The sequence below is a fragment of the Mesorhizobium sp. M7D.F.Ca.US.005.01.1.1 genome (assembly GCF_003952545.1).
In the GTDB taxonomy this organism is placed as follows: Bacteria; Pseudomonadota; Alphaproteobacteria; order Rhizobiales; family Rhizobiaceae; genus Mesorhizobium; species Mesorhizobium loti.
In genome coordinates this window covers 3,871,925-3,885,306 of the sequence record NZ_CP034453.1, presented here as the reverse complement: position 1 = coordinate 3,885,306, position 13,382 = coordinate 3,871,925, and the positions used below count along the sequence as shown (strand labels likewise).

General features: G+C 60.0%; 13 protein-coding genes and 1 pseudogene. 5 read left to right on the top strand and 9 right to left on the bottom strand.

Annotation, left to right across the window (positions count from 1 at the left end):
- Positions 1-469: 469 nt before the first annotated feature.
- Together EJ076_RS18560 and EJ076_RS18550 are read right to left on the bottom strand one after the other, a co-directional pair.
- Positions 470-1,618 carry an IS30 family transposase gene (locus EJ076_RS18560; protein ID WP_126068870.1) on the bottom strand — a complete coding sequence of 383 codons (1,149 nt, stop codon included), beginning with the start codon at positions 1,616-1,618 and terminating at the stop codon, positions 470-472.
- Positions 1,619-3,237: 1,619 nt separating this feature from the next.
- A complete protein-coding gene (locus tag EJ076_RS18550) occupies positions 3,238-4,263 on the bottom strand; it encodes an IS110 family transposase (RefSeq protein ID WP_126071087.1) in 1,026 nt (341 codons plus the stop codon).
- A gap of 616 nt (positions 4,264-4,879) precedes the next feature.
- Between EJ076_RS18550 and EJ076_RS18540 the strand changes: the two genes are divergently transcribed.
- Complete coding sequence (locus tag EJ076_RS18540; protein WP_126068869.1) at positions 4,880-5,287, top strand: hypothetical protein; 408 nt, start codon at positions 4,880-4,882, stop codon at positions 5,285-5,287.
- A gap of 471 nt (positions 5,288-5,758) precedes the next feature.
- On the opposite strand, the gene EJ076_RS18530 is transcribed toward EJ076_RS18540, so the two are convergent.
- The 4 genes from EJ076_RS18530 to EJ076_RS18515 all read right to left on the bottom strand — a co-directional run bounded on the left by EJ076_RS18530 (position 5,759) and on the right by EJ076_RS18515 (position 7,170).
- The gene (locus tag EJ076_RS18530) at positions 5,759-6,016 is read right to left on the bottom strand and encodes a hypothetical protein (RefSeq protein WP_126068867.1); all 258 of its coding nucleotides are present in this window, start codon (positions 6,014-6,016) and stop codon (positions 5,759-5,761) included.
- On the bottom strand, positions 6,013-6,237 hold the full coding sequence (locus tag EJ076_RS18525; RefSeq protein WP_126068866.1) for a hypothetical protein: 225 nt from the start codon (positions 6,235-6,237) through the stop codon (positions 6,013-6,015). The genes EJ076_RS18530 and EJ076_RS18525 overlap by 4 nt, the downstream gene beginning before the upstream one ends.
- A 108-nt stretch (positions 6,238-6,345) precedes the next feature.
- A complete protein-coding gene (locus EJ076_RS18520) occupies positions 6,346-6,687 on the bottom strand; it encodes a hypothetical protein (protein WP_126068865.1) in 342 nt (113 codons plus the stop codon).
- Between the two features lie 216 nt (positions 6,688-6,903).
- The gene (locus EJ076_RS18515) at positions 6,904-7,170 is read right to left on the bottom strand and encodes a hypothetical protein (RefSeq protein WP_126068864.1); all 267 of its coding nucleotides are present in this window, start codon (positions 7,168-7,170) and stop codon (positions 6,904-6,906) included.
- A gap of 119 nt (positions 7,171-7,289) precedes the next feature.
- On the opposite strand from EJ076_RS18515, the gene EJ076_RS18510 reads away from it, so the two are divergent.
- Positions 7,290-7,976, top strand: coding sequence for a hypothetical protein (locus EJ076_RS18510; protein WP_126068863.1), 687 nt, complete (start codon positions 7,290-7,292; stop codon positions 7,974-7,976).
- Between the two features lie 922 nt (positions 7,977-8,898).
- Here EJ076_RS18510 and EJ076_RS18500 read toward each other — a convergent pair.
- Positions 8,899-9,267, bottom strand: coding sequence for a nuclear transport factor 2 family protein (locus EJ076_RS18500; RefSeq protein ID WP_126068862.1), 369 nt, complete (start codon positions 9,265-9,267; stop codon positions 8,899-8,901).
- A gap of 1,613 nt (positions 9,268-10,880) precedes the next feature.
- On the opposite strand from EJ076_RS18500, the gene EJ076_RS18495 reads away from it, so the two are divergent.
- Positions 10,881-11,189, top strand: a complete 309-nt coding sequence (locus tag EJ076_RS18495; protein WP_126068861.1) for a hypothetical protein — start codon at positions 10,881-10,883, stop codon at positions 11,187-11,189.
- A 63-nt stretch (positions 11,190-11,252) separates the two neighbouring features.
- The gene (locus EJ076_RS18490) at positions 11,253-11,435 is read left to right on the top strand and encodes a hypothetical protein (RefSeq protein ID WP_126068860.1); all 183 of its coding nucleotides are present in this window, start codon (positions 11,253-11,255) and stop codon (positions 11,433-11,435) included.
- Between the two features lie 179 nt (positions 11,436-11,614).
- Here EJ076_RS18490 and EJ076_RS18485 read toward each other — a convergent pair whose 3' ends face one another.
- On the bottom strand, positions 11,615-11,896 hold the full coding sequence (locus EJ076_RS18485) for a DUF6074 family protein (RefSeq protein WP_126068859.1): 282 nt from the start codon (positions 11,894-11,896) through the stop codon (positions 11,615-11,617).
- 11 nt (positions 11,897-11,907) lie between these two features.
- Between EJ076_RS18485 and EJ076_RS18480 the strand changes: the two are divergent.
- A pseudogene (locus tag EJ076_RS18480) lies at positions 11,908-12,336 on the top strand (MucR family transcriptional regulator); the annotation flags it as partial.
- A gap of 343 nt (positions 12,337-12,679) precedes the next feature.
- Here EJ076_RS18480 and EJ076_RS36045 read toward each other — a convergent pair.
- Positions 12,680-12,862 (bottom strand): type IV toxin-antitoxin system AbiEi family antitoxin domain-containing protein, encoded by a 183-nt coding sequence (locus EJ076_RS36045; RefSeq protein ID WP_281036064.1) that lies wholly within the window; start codon positions 12,860-12,862, stop codon positions 12,680-12,682.
- Between the last annotated feature and the right edge of the window lie 520 nt (positions 12,863-13,382).

The window sequence follows — 13,382 nt, the reverse complement described above, 5'->3', positions numbered from 1 at the left end:
CTACATCTGAGGCCAACCCACGACAATTCAACACTTCTGCCCCCACATCCCGGCAAATAGTAGTCGATCTATATACTAATAGCGCCCGCCAACAAGACAGTATGTCATATAATTAGATCTCTCTAATATTGAATGTAGCCAATCCAAGCGTAATACTTCTTGCACACAGTTTGGAAATTTCAAGCGGAAAGTTCATTATCCCGGTAAATCGTCCAATCATGCTTCCGTTCGTATTTTCATAAAATCGATGTCGATTCTGATTGCACGCTCGCCCCAGCAATGAGACACACCCTTGGTCGCGGGGCGGTCGGTCCCGCATCCCGCCTTGCGGCGGCGCTATGCGCGCCCGAAGGCGTCGCGACACCTGCCTTCCTGATCAACGATGGCATCCGCAGGCGAACGAACGGCCGCTTCTGGTATCGTCAGGTGTCTCCCGGAATGACCGCGATGAGGCGGTGGGTTCAATAGGTCATTGCAACACCTTCTGTAGCCTATCGGCCGGCGTTTCGAAGTCCAGGATTTTTCGGGGGCGCTGATTGAGCCGCAGGGCGACGGCGTTGAGTTGGTCCTGCGAGACGTGGGAGAAGTTGGTTGCTCTGGGGAAATACTGCCTGAGCAGACCGTTGGTATTTTCGTTGCTGCCGCGCTGCCAGGGACTGCGCGGATCGCAGAAGTAGACCTGTAGGTCGGTGGCAACGGTGAAGCTCTTGTGACGAGCCATCTCCTTGCCCTGATCCCATGTCAACGAGCGCCGCAACTCTTCGGGCAATGTGCCGATCTTCTCGGCGAGGGCCCTCACGACGGTCGCCGAGTCCCTTCTCGCCAACTTCACAAGCATCGTGAACCGGCTGTGTCGCTCGACGAGGGTGGCGATGTTCGTGTCGTTAGCACCGGTGAGCAGATCACCCTCCCAATGACCTGGGATGGCACGATCCTCCGCCTCGGCGGGGCGGTCGCGGATGGAGATCATATCGAGTATTTGTCCTTGCCCCGTCCGGCTCTGTGCGCCTTTGGCGAGGCGCATCTGTCGTTTGGTACGCAGGTGCGCTGTCAGTTCCTTCTTGAGCACCCCTCGCGACTGGATGAATAGACTGCGATAGATCGCTTCATGAGATATCCGCATGCTTGGATCGCCCGGGTACTCTCGCCTCAACCAGCCCGCTATCTGCTCCGGCGACCATTGCAGCGCTAGCTTTTGCGCCACCCGCCATCGTAGCCGTCCAGAGCATGCCAGGCGACACTGCTTCGGGCGCAGCGCTCGCTCCCAAGCATGCTTGTCAGCCCGGGTTGCACGATACGTTTGTGCACCGCCATTGCGCGAGATCTCGCGACATATTGTCGATGGGGATCGCCCGAGACTTCGTGCAATAGCGCATATTGCGAGACCCGCCGCGATCCCGCGAGAGATCTCTTCGCGCTCCGCCAGCCCGAGCGCCGAGGTCGCTCTACGCCTTGCTGACGGAGCAATGCCGCCGCGTAAGGATACGATCCGCTGAACGCCGGTCTTGTTCCGGCGGTCCAGTGCCCGCGAGATCGACGAAATGCTCTGACCTTGCTTCCATCGCTCCCAAAGCTCGGCCTTCTGCGCTGACGTAAACCAGATCCGTGACGTCACCATGCAACACCTCCTCATCCTCTCAGATTAAGAGTGTTGCGGCGACCTATTGAACCCACCGGCGCATACCAGACATTCAGCTGACCGTCCGCGTACCGGTCGTATCATCCCTTCCACATGGTCGATCGGAGAACAGCCTGCATATGCTCTGGGAGGTCGAGTTCGCCGCGCGCCTCGATCTCTAACAGATACCCGGCCTTGGCCAGTCGATCCCCTTCCCCAACCGCAGCATAGCTGCAGATGGCGAGTAGCGCCCTCTCCTCTTCCCGGCCGGCTCTGGCCGAGTCGCGTCTGCCACCGCCTATGTCGTGTAGGGCTTTGCCGAACGCCGCATATGCTGCCTTGTGCACGTCAATCAGCGTTCGCAATTTAGTGGACGGTTCTGGGTCTTGGCCCGGCGGCTCTGTGCGGAGTGCAGCTGCCGCAACCGTCGAGACGACGACTGCGCTGCCGGAGTGAACGAGCAAGGCGCGGCGGTTGATCCTGGACGTAGCGAACTCTCCATTTGCTTCGAGGGCGATCGAAACGGTGACCTAACCCCATCAGACCGTAACACGCCGGCTTGCGCATTCGTGTCAGTATGGAAGGTCCCATGTCAGCTGAGTCGGCTGGGCGATGCGCCCCCATCCCCGACAGGATGCCGCGCCCCACAGGCCGCGATGGAAGATTGGATCGGCGGCAGGCTTGTCACGGCAGAAGTGCTTCCCTTGAGGCTCTGAAGCCATGCGTCCGCAGTGCAGCGGGGAGCGCCATCCGACAAGCCTGCGCTCGGCCGCCATCCTACGGCCGACGCTGGCGATGTCGGCTGTGACCGAACCGCGACAACGCCCGTCCGCGCCGACCGCCGATCGCGAGGTACCGCAAGCGTCTCGCTGCCGTCTCAGACTACGCCCCCTTCCCGGTCCCACTCTCCACAAGCGCCCACCGAGGCGCCGCACATCGCACTAAGCTACGAACGAAGAACGAAAATCGACGATCTTGGGAGGTGTAGAAAAAACCCGCACCTCGCAAAAATGCGGCATAACCACTTGAAACAACACAACCGATCGGCGGCGCACCTCGCGGCCTTTTATCTCGCCATCTTAATCGGTTGTGTTTGGCGATACTTTGTATCCATCGTCGTTCCTCCTTCCGTTTACGATAATACACGAATCTATTCTCTGCGCTACGATTCCGCCTTCGAACGTCGAGTTCCGATGCCCCGTGCAATCTTCCGCGCTCTGCGACGGTGTGGTTCGGCTGCATGGTTGCAGCGCTCGAACCGTCGTGGCGCACTTTTCCATCGGACTGACGGAGCATCGTCACAGGCAATCGAGCGCGGTCCGGCCGGCTGTTCGTCGGCGCGGCCGCAGGCAATGTATGGCCCGCCCCGTCTGCAAGCTGAATGTTTTGGATGGAACAACCGGTCTGCACCAATGTATCCGGCCTCGGCGCTTCAGGCGCCCTGCCAAGATGGAGATTCGCGCGTCCGGCTCCTAACAAGATACACGACCTCGAAAGGGCCGCTGCCTGCCGACAGGTTTGCCGAACGCCGATCAACCGTTGGGCCATCTCTATGTACATCCTCCCGCAGACTTCATGCGGCCGAGCAGTTGCCGGGACGCGCCCGCTCGACCAACTCGTTACCCTTTCGAGGCCGTTACGGCTTCATAGGGGCGTTGCTTTGACATCACGGCCCAGGCGATCCGGGCCAGCTTGTTGGCAAGCGCAACGACCACCACGTTGCGCTTGGCGCGCTGTAGCAGTGCCCGCAGCCAGGCGCCGAGCTGGGTGTCCATTCGCGCCAGATATGGCAGTGCGGCTCGCGCACCCTGGATCAACAGCACGCGCATGTAGGTGCTCCCGCGCTTGCTGATCCCCGTTAGGCGCGGCTTGCCGCCGGTCGTGATCTGGCGCGGGACTAGCCCCAACCAGGCAGCGAAGTCACGTCCCTTCGCAAACGCCGATACGTCGCCGACTGCCGCCGCCAGAGCTGTTGCGTTGAGCGCGCCAATGCCTGGCACACTGCGCAGGAGACGGGCTCGTTCATCGCTTTTGGCGAGCGCCTCGAACTCCTGATCGAGCTGCTTGATCCGATGATCGAGCGCGTGCAATTCGTCGACCATGTCCTCGACCAGTTGCTGCATCCTGGCGGTTAGGATCGTGCAGTTCGGCAGGTTCTCGCGCAGCCACAGGTTCAGCTTTGGCCGACCCTTCGCGATGACGATGCCGCGGTCGAACAGCACACCGCGCAGTTGATTGATCAGTGCTGTCCGTGTGCCGACCAGCCGCTCGCGCGCACGGTGCAAAGTCTGCACATCGAGTTGCTCTTCCGACTTGATCGGCACGAAGCGCATGGTCGGTCGTGTCGCCGCCTCGGCGATTGCCTCCGCATCGCGATCATCGTTCTTGTGCGACTTCACGTACGGTTTCACATACTCTGGCGGCATCAGCCGGACATCGTGTCCAAGCGAGGCAAACTGACGAGCGAGATGGTGTGCACCGCAGCACGCCTCCATGCCAATGATGCAGCGCGGCTGCTTTTCGACGAATGCGGCAAGGGACGGCCGACGTATCCGACGACGCAGCACGACCGCTCCTTCGCGGTCGAGGCCGACCAGGCTGCAGAGCGTCTTTCCGAGATCGATTCCGAGTACGGTGATGTTCATTTCCCTTCCTCCTTCTGACACGGACTGACAGTTTGTCTGGAACCGGAGGGGCGGGCCATCCCATAAGATAACGTGCGTTCCGTCGTTCCTGGTCTGCATCGGTCCTTATCCGCTGTGGCGGATCTCGTTGTTCAGATGGCGTCCGTCAGCGTGCCGGCGCCATGCGTTTCATCTGCCGTCGCACCGCCCATCGATGCGCTCCCATCGGTTTGCGGTCCTTGACATGGGCGCGCGGCGTCGGCCTCGCCTGCGGCCGGATCTCCGACATAGAACGTGCCATCGCGCTACATAGCGTGCATGATCACCGACAGCTTGCGCGCCACCGCCACACAAGCCTTGCGGTGGCAGGAGCGATTTGCGGCTTTGTAGCGCCGCTGTGCTTCACGGTTTTTTATGGGGTCGCCGGCCATCACGGTACGGTGCTGTCCAAGGCTGGATCACACAAGAGATCAAGCGAGGTTCTGCCCGCCAATCCCGCTACGCTCCACCGCAAAACGAAAAGCCCGCCACCGTGAGGTAACGCGATTGTGGGCGGTGCTTGACCTTGATCCAATCGCCTTTTTAGGAAATTCTAATATTGCCGAGTGGAATCGGCATTCTAAGGAGGGGAAGTCTCATGCCTAAGGTTTCAGATCTTTTCTTTAAGACGGCTGTCGTTTGGCTCATCCTAGGGATTAGCGCTGGCTTGCAAATGGCGATATCCGGTGACCACGGCGCCTTTCCAGCGCATGCACATATCAATCTGCTCGGATGGGTCACAAGTGCGATCTTCGGCGGCTATTACGCCCTCAATCCGGCAAAGGCAGATCGGAAAATAGCGATGGTCCACTACGGCCTCTACAACGTCGGCTTGGTGGTGATGTTGCCGGCGCTGTATTTGATGCTGCAAGGCAATTCAGCGCTTGAGCCGCTTGTCGCCGTTGGCTCGCTAATCGTGGCCGCCGCAGTGCTGCTTTTCGCCTTTGTGGTCTTTACAAATGCCAGCGTTCGCTCGTCGTCTGAATTATCGCCGGCCACCCGTTAAAGATCAGCGGAACTTCGCTTTAGCGCAGATGGCCCACCACCGTGAGGCAGCGGGTCGCGGCCGGGGCTGCCTGTGCAACAAAGGCCGTCGTTCCGCGTTGAGGCTGGTCTCAGCGGAGCTTCGACAATGGACCCGGCAACCTCAGCAGTATTGCTTTTACTCTCTTGCAGCCCAGGCGAGGCTGCCGTCTGCAAGCCCATTGAGGCCGCGCCGACCACATATGCGTCGCTTGACGTGTGTCGGGCATCTCTGAAAGACAGGCTCGCAGGTGCGCCAAACGGGGAAATCGTCGGACGATGCCATCCTGTCGACGAGACTGTCACCGGTTCACTGCCCGCCGGGTACACCACCGTGGTTGTCACGCGGGGCGTTGGGAACAAAGCCATCAGCAATAGCTACATCGTTCAACACAAAGAATAGAAATGCCCGCCACCTCTCGGCAGCGGGCCAAATTCAACACGATGTTGGATTTCAGGCGTTGCCAGCGGCGGCGCGGAACGCCTTCATGTCCGCCGCACCTTGGCTGTTCAGCATTTCGCGGACGGGCTTGAGGATATCCATCGCATACACCAGCACGTAGCCGATCGCCGCCATGTCCTCGTTCGAGACGTTGGACGGGCCGGCGTCATGTGCGCAGATCGCCAGCCGCGCCACCCGTAGCAAATCCAGCGCGTGGTCAACCTCGTCGACCGCTTCCGATCCGGGATACTTCGGATTGATGACGGTCATATCCCTGACCTCACGAGCACTTCCTGCGATTCGAGATCATCCGGCCACATGATCACTTCCCCGTAGTCTCCGGGACAATAGCCTTCCAGATCACCGCCGCACTCGTCATCGCAGTTGTCTTGCTCGCGATCGTCAAGGCATAGCAGTGACGGTTCATCGTCGGCCGTGCCTTCAAGGTCGCAATCGGCTTCCATAAGGCCGAGTGCCGTGATGAGGCTCATGGCGCGGTCCAAGAGGTCGTTCAGACGCGTCTCGACCGATTGCCGCCATAAGGCGAGGGTCGACGCCCTGGGGGCAGCCGTAGGGCTTTAGAACTGGCGTGCGGGCGTTCATGACACACCGCCTTCCCGCGCCAGTCCCTTGCGCTGATAGACCACCTCACCGGGTTTATCGGTCGAGACGTGGGAAAGGACGATGACCATCCCATCCCTGATGTTGTCGATATCAATGACCCGTAGCGGTGCATCGGGCCACTTCTCCCAGAAGGCCGCCTTGATTTCCTCGATAGCGGCGGCGATCCGCTCGTCCGGTGTGAGAGGGAGGGAGGCTTGCGCCTTCGGTACGGCGGCAAACGCTGCGGCGGCAGACAACCCGCCCAGCAAGGCCAGGCGGCGGGATACATTGGCAGCGGGCATAGCTTCGCCGGCCGCCGGAACATGGGTGTTCGGCATGGGGGTGCTCCAGTTGCAAGAATGTTGCACTAAAACCCATGTTGCCAGAAACGGGGGCCGTCGAGGTTTTGTCACTCACTATCCCCGCAAAGCATCTTGCACTTGGTGCGCAAGTAGGAAAACCGGGAAAGGGTAACTAGCGCCGCTTGTCCGGCGTCACGGCATACCGATTTGTAAGGACGCTCCTCCGAGACGAACTGACGAAAGTCGTCGCATCTAAGCTTTGCGGCTGCGCCTCGTCTCGGCCGCTTCGGCCAGAAGATTACGCAGATGGTTTTCGATCATAATCAGGGTTGCCAAGGTACCGCAGACGGTGGCGGCCACCAGAAAGCCTAAGAGCAGACCGACCAGGATCCCAACGAAGCCGGCGCTGGCGCCTTGCTCGTGGAGCTTGTTCCAGCCGGCAGCACCGCCGCCAAGAGTTATGATTACCGCCATTCCAGCATTAAGCGTGGCAAGCATGTCCGAAAGCGCGCGTGTCATCTGAATCCCCAAGTTGCACGACGCCGCCAGTCTATCGCGCTGTGCAGCATGTCACCATCCCGCATCCGATTTGCCCGGCGCCTCGACTTGTGGTCCTATTTTAGCGGGAGGGGTTCCACATGCGCTATACCGGGATATTACTTGCTCTCGTCGCAACCACCGCGATTGCCAGCGATCGCATCACGATCGACCCCGTCGAGTTCATGGTGACATGGCCCGATCTGGTCTGCCGCGATGTCGTCATCACGAAGGGCCGCATTGCCGTCGCCAGCGACGCCTTCATGATCCTACAACTGCCGGGCGGCAACGTCACGCTAAAGCCGCCATGGCTCGATCGCGACGATTTGCGCCCGCTGTTCGAGCACTGCACCAGCGTGCTCACCGACGACCGTTGCGACGTCGCTGCGGAAGGCACGGTCGGCAAGGTTGCCGTAGGCAACGGCCCGCAATTGGAGGGCGTCGACTTCTCGCTGGCCGGCTCTGTCGGTAGCGGCGCTCATCCACTGGTGATTTCGCGGGAGCAGTGCGAGCTTGTTCGGGAAGAATTGATCACAAGCATGTCTAACTACAAAGCTTCTCAGGAGGCTTTGCGTCGAGCCCAGATCGCCATGATAGACCTCGTGTCGTTGAATTTCGAGTTGCAGCACCTCGGCGGTGAGCACGACCTCAGCCCGATCACGGACAGGGTGCAAAAAGCTATCGATGAGGTCTCAGCCGCGAACAAATACGCCCTCGCGGCTAGGAAGGACAACTCAGCGAAAGGCGCCATCGCCTTCATGAATGTGTGTGGTCCGCCACCGGGTTAGCAATGGATGGTCGCTCTCTACATCGCCGCCCTGAGCCTCGCCAGTGCCGTCTGGCGCTATCGGCACCGCGGTCTGATAGGCGCTGCCGCTTCACTTCTCATGGCCGCGCTGGGTGCCTTACTGTTTCTTTAAAACCCGACGACAATCCAAGGATTGGTATCGTATCCGAGGCGCGGCTTTTCCGGCGTTGCTCCATCCGGCAATTTGGCCGTTCCAGTCATACTGCAGTCCAGCTCCGGCACCGGCTTCTTGGCCGAATGCTTGGTAGAGCATAGGGCCGCAGCATTACTGACCACTACCTTCTTCTCTTTGGCAACAGCGACACCGGTCGCAGCGATTACGATCGCCGCGCAAAACATAGCCACTCTCATCGTACTTTGCCCACGGTTGCGCATCCCCAAGATGCTGGGGCCTGACGTTACGTCACTTTTATATTAGCGCAAGCGAATATTGCGGCCTCTAGCGGATACGTGATCGCACCATACCGACACGCTCACGAATCCGTCATGCCTGAGGTGCGGCGGACCTGATTGTCCGCTTGGCCGGCGCCGCACAGCCCAACAGCTCCCACCCTGGCGCCGGCCATTTATCCGTGCCTGGGAACTTCCCGGCGCCGGTGACGTTGGCCTGTATGGCTCTCGTTACCGGGTTTGCGTTTGCAGTGGTCGTTCTGTTTGTCGTGCTGCTGTTCACCCATGCAGCCCGAGACCTTCAAAGCTCGCCCACCTATCATCGTATATGTCGCCAACTGCGCCGAGCCTTTAGCGCTTCTTCGGCTTCGGCGTGATCTCCTCGATCCCGCACCTCGCCAATCTCCTTTGCAGTCGCCAACGCTTTGGCTTTGTCCCTTCGTGGTCGGCACCGTACCGCCAATGGGGCTTCTCGAACACGCTCACGATGTAGGTTGTGGCCGGCTTGTCGGTCATTCTGCTGCGTCGCTGCTGTTCAGGCTACACATCCGGATCAGCCAACCTCCGCCGGCCTGACGCTGAAAGACGCTGAGCGAAGTTCCGTTTCCGGTCGATTCGCCTTCCGAATAGGCCGCGAGAGACCACGCCAGATCCCCGGAGCCTCCTGCCTCGATCACTGCAAGTGTTTTGTCGGGGGCGGCGTGTTGGGTCCAGAAGCCATGCAGCGCCTCTATTGCTGCCCGACCGCGGGCTGGCGGCGCATACGGAGAATGCATTTCGGCGTCATCGGTAAATATGGACGCGCAACCGGCAGCATCGCCGGCGCGGTATGCAGCAACGTAGATGTCCCAAAGCTCCTGCAGTTCATTGCTGATCGACATCGTTTCCTCCGCGCCTGCTTCTTCGTTCGCATGCTTCGCCTATATTAGCATGCGCGCACAGAGCTTACAGCCGGCGACCTTGGCAGTCAGGAAGCAGTCAGGCGCTAACCGGCCGTAGGTGGCCTACGGGGTGAAATGGCCGGTGCAGTGAGGAGACCCCCGCCTAGGGGCAATGGACCACACCGGCCGCTTTAGCGGGAAAGCCCCCGCGCTGCTTACGCTATGGGCGTGTTAGCAGTCGCGCAATTGGCCCTATGGTCCGACCCAGCGGTAGCGGGTTTCCGTGATCGCACCATATCTGCCGAATCCAGTCTGGTATTGATCCTCTGCGGGCCGGCCCTATGTCGTTGCCGAGCGGCTTCCGATCTTAACTATAAGACGGCAGGACTAAAGTCTTGTGCGCTGCCTTCCAAGGTCTGGCGTTACCGGTTTGGTTCCGTTCTTGTCCATTGGACGTTCCGTATATTAGCCAAACGAAATATATAACTGATTGGTACCGTTCACACCCTGCCCGGAGGACTGGTGGTCAGTTTCCCTACGCCGAGGACAAGATTGATCACCCGCCACCTTCATGTTAGCAATAGCTAATGAACGGTCCTACGTATGCTGTCTATTCGCCTCCGGTTGCCGGGCTCCCCTTCCTGGCTGTCGCCATTGTCGACGGCAGCACGTTGGCGATTCCATTCGACACTCGAGCGCAAGCCGTGGAACATAACCGGACTTCTTCCGAGCGTCTGGAGCTGACACAGCCTTTGAGTCGCCAGCCATAGGGTAGATACCCGCCGCCCCATTCACGGCAGCAACGAGGCGCCCCTAGGGATTAGCCGGACTTGCTGAGGCGTTGGCCCGCCACGGAGGAAGCCGTGACGGGCCGGCCAAGTCTGTACGTCCTCGGCCACCAGCGCCTCCACGGAAGGAACGCTGATGGCATTCCAACTTGCCCCATGTCTTTCGGTTCCCGGATGTCGTCGGCGGCGGCTCGGGCTTCCGGGTTGAACGCCGGGAATTTTTGCGCAAAGGGCAAACTCGCCGGGCGAAGACCCCAACGCCCTCGAAGCCCGGCGAGCCTACTACCTGATCAGGTACGCGATCAGGACCGGGGTCTACCCAGTAGCGGGTCCGATGCAAGAGCAATGCCAGCACTCCTGTGCTGAAATGGGACGTGACAGGAAACCTTGGTGAGGCCGAAATCGAGACATACCAGCGACCGTCTGGACGCCAGCCGAAATCCTTATTCCGTTGGCACCACGACCGAATGACTTCCTTCGATATCTCGAAACGTTGCGCCGCCGTTGATACCTCGATCCACTCCTTGCCGATGAGTTCTGTCCGCCTTTCTAGCTCCACAAAAGCAGATGCCGCAGGCGCCGTCGGAGCACTATGGTCGCCCTGCCCGATGTAACCGTGCAGATCGGCTAGTCTGGCAGCAAGGGCGGCTTCCGCCGCTTTGATCTCCGCCAACAGGCTCACCAGGTGCGGATCCTGGTGGGTTAGCGTCATGCTGCTTCCCTAACTGGTCGTCTGCCGTTGTCAGCTTTCGCCGACATAGGAACAAAACCCGCGCAGCGATGTTTACTCGGCGAAGGGCATCTTAATTTCTCGGAGAACTGACAATGAAAACCACCCTCATTCTGGGCGCGCTGGCGCTTTGCTTGGCCGCGCCTGCTGTGGCTTCGGCTGATGCGATCGTCATCACGACCAACAAGCATCATCACCGGCAAATGGATCGCGAACGCGTGGCCGTCATCAACGAAGACGGTGCTCGCCTCCATCATCGCAAACACGGCACCGAAGCCTTTTATGACCACGGGAAGCGCAATTGGCACCGGAAGCACCGCTCCGACACCATCGTCATCAGGCGCTCCGATGATCGCCCCATGCATCGCCATCGCCACGTCGTCATCCAGAACGGCGATTACTGATCTCCGATCCCGGACCCGGCTCTGAGGACGGAGCTGGGTCGATCGGCTGAAGGATTCGGCGCCATGACCCCTACTTTTCAGTTCAACCCCGAGATTGCTCGAAGCGGTCCTATTTACCGCGCGGCCAGGCTCGCACTGTTGCAGCACGAGTTGATGCTGAGCTTCAAGGATACCGACGCGGCCGCCAAAAAGGTCGAGCGAGCAGTTGCAAAGCTGGCTGAAGTGAACGCAACCGCGCCACACTAACCAATGGTCAAATATCTCAAATCCGTGCTGAAAGACCTCCTGCCGGCGTGGCTCGGCCGGAAGGCGGGAGACGTGGAGGTGCGCCCTATTGAGCAACCTCCCATGCGCGACTTGATAGGAGTGGCGCCGCCTCGGCGATATCGAGGCCCCGTCAGGTCCGAAGCTAACGACAACAGGCTTCATGCCGCGCTGCCTCCTGGCCGACTGCCTCGATAGGTCAAGCGCGTCATCTCCGCGTCGACGGCAGACCAGAACGCGCCGAGCTGTTCGTCTTGTTCCTGATCGGGGATCCCGATGCGGACCATGTGACCGAGTAAGCCGGTCGTCACCTGGTCGCGGTAGCTTTCGGCATGGCGATCGGTCGACTTGTCGAGCATCTTGCGGGCGACGTCGCGAACCTTGCCGATGCGACGGACCAGCGGGAAGACGACAACGCTGCAGGCGGCAGGCTCAATGTCCATGAACCCCTGCCGAACTAGCTGAGTTAACAGCCGACATTGTCTCAGCATATGTCAGCAACAATCCATTGCCGGTGTCTGGTTTGCCGGACGTGATAGCATCGGTACATGCTTCGCTGTCCGGATTAGGCACGCCGATTCCGCCTGTCGTTGAACCGCAAACTCCCGCGGTCAACCCGAAGAGGTCGGTGACGCCGGACTTCATTATCTGCCTCGAAGACGGCAAGAAGTTCAAATCCCTGAAGCGGCATCTCAGCACGGACTTTGGCCTGACACCGGACGCCTATCGCGCCAAATGGAACTTGCCGCACGACTACCCTATGACAGCTCCGAATTACGCCGCTCAGCGCTCGCAACTGGCGAAGTCCATCGGGCTTGGCCGCAAGGCTGAACCCGTCGCACCAGCCAAGAAGGCACCTGCGAGGCGGAAAGCCAAAGCGTAGTCCGCCACCACCTGACGCAGCGGAAAGACTCAGCTATGTCTGGAGAGCGGCGGACCTGAAAAGGACCGTCTGGCCGGCGCCATTCGGGCAACCTCCCAGCGAGGGCACCGGTCTTTTTTCCTAGCGTGGCGGCAATAGCCGGCGAACACGTCTCAGGCACCTATCGCCAGCGCCTGAAGCTATCATCGGGCCACTTCGCGATGATCGACAACGGCCTCGGATACGGCGCGAAGGTCACCATCCTGCCAGGACCCGTGCAGGAGCTCGCGCCTCTTCCCGCGTGTTAACGACGTCAAGAATGCTCTCGGCAAACCACGGCTTAACCAAAATCTAATGATACCACCTAGCGATCTGTGGCGCGGTAGATTCCATAGCCAACCTTGCTGAGCAGCCCCTCGTCGCACATCCGGGCCAGATAGCAGCGGGGAATTCCGATCTCAGTCAGCTCGCGCGTTCGCACTTCACCCTTTTCACGGGCAAATGTGACAGCGCGGTCTCGGAGGGATGGACCAGGCCCGCCGGCCAATTCGATGCGCTCCGCGCGCTCTCGGTCACGCTTGCGAGTCTTGACGGAAGGTTTTAGCGTAGTTTCGAGGGGGATCGGCAGCTCGTAGTTCGCGGTTTCATTCGGCCCGGGGAGCCAAATTTTTCAAAGCTATGAGACCTTCAGTCGATCACCCAAAAGGGCTGATTTACCGCATGCCTACGGAATCGGAAGTCCTTAGGTTGCCTCAAAAGGCCGGACCCGCCGCCTTTCGCGGGTGAATCGTTTCCGCTGATCCAGCGCACTCGTCTATGACATCACGACACCGGGGCTACGGCGTTGTCGCGTAGCAGGCATGTAGCCTGGCCTTCGGCTTCGGCCGATCTCGTCAGGGTTTCTTATCGCCGTTTGGATTGGGCACCGGTGCCTCTCGCACGTCTCGCGGTGGCGGATCGATGTGTCTAAGCTCTGGCGGTGCTTCTTTGTGGCGACGCTGGAGATCTGCCTTCTTCGGTTCGGCCTTCGGTGGTGGCGGTTCTTTGACCCTGTTTGGCATAATCCA

Excerpts from the sequence above, each read along its gene's own strand:
- EJ076_RS18515 (WP_126068864.1), bottom strand. The coding sequence starts at position 7,170 with ATGACACGCGCGCTTTCGGACATGCTTGCCACGCTTAATGCTGGAATG.
- EJ076_RS18520 (WP_126068865.1), bottom strand. The coding sequence starts at position 6,687 with ATGCCGAACACCCATGTTCCGGCGGCCGGCGAAGCTATGCCCGCTGCC.
- EJ076_RS18490 (WP_126068860.1), top strand. The coding sequence starts at position 11,253 with ATGACCCCTACTTTTCAGTTCAACCCCGAGATTGCTCGAAGCGGTCCT.
- EJ076_RS18500 (WP_126068862.1), bottom strand. The coding sequence starts at position 9,267 with ATGTCGATCAGCAATGAACTGCAGGAGCTTTGGGACATCTACGTTGCT.
- EJ076_RS18540 (WP_126068869.1), top strand. The coding sequence starts at position 4,880 with ATGCCTAAGGTTTCAGATCTTTTCTTTAAGACGGCTGTCGTTTGGCTC.
- EJ076_RS18560 (WP_126068870.1), bottom strand. The coding sequence starts at position 1,618 with ATGGTGACGTCACGGATCTGGTTTACGTCAGCGCAGAAGGCCGAGCTT.
- EJ076_RS18530 (WP_126068867.1), bottom strand. The coding sequence starts at position 6,016 with ATGACCGTCATCAATCCGAAGTATCCCGGATCGGAAGCGGTCGACGAG.
- EJ076_RS18495 (WP_126068861.1), top strand. The coding sequence starts at position 10,881 with ATGAAAACCACCCTCATTCTGGGCGCGCTGGCGCTTTGCTTGGCCGCG.
- EJ076_RS18510 (WP_126068863.1), top strand. The coding sequence starts at position 7,290 with ATGCGCTATACCGGGATATTACTTGCTCTCGTCGCAACCACCGCGATT.
- EJ076_RS18485 (WP_126068859.1), bottom strand. The coding sequence starts at position 11,896 with ATGGACATTGAGCCTGCCGCCTGCAGCGTTGTCGTCTTCCCGCTGGTC.
- EJ076_RS18525 (WP_126068866.1), bottom strand. The coding sequence starts at position 6,237 with ATGAGCCTCATCACGGCACTCGGCCTTATGGAAGCCGATTGCGACCTT.
- EJ076_RS18550 (WP_126071087.1), bottom strand. The coding sequence starts at position 4,263 with ATGAACATCACCGTACTCGGAATCGATCTCGGAAAGACGCTCTGCAGC.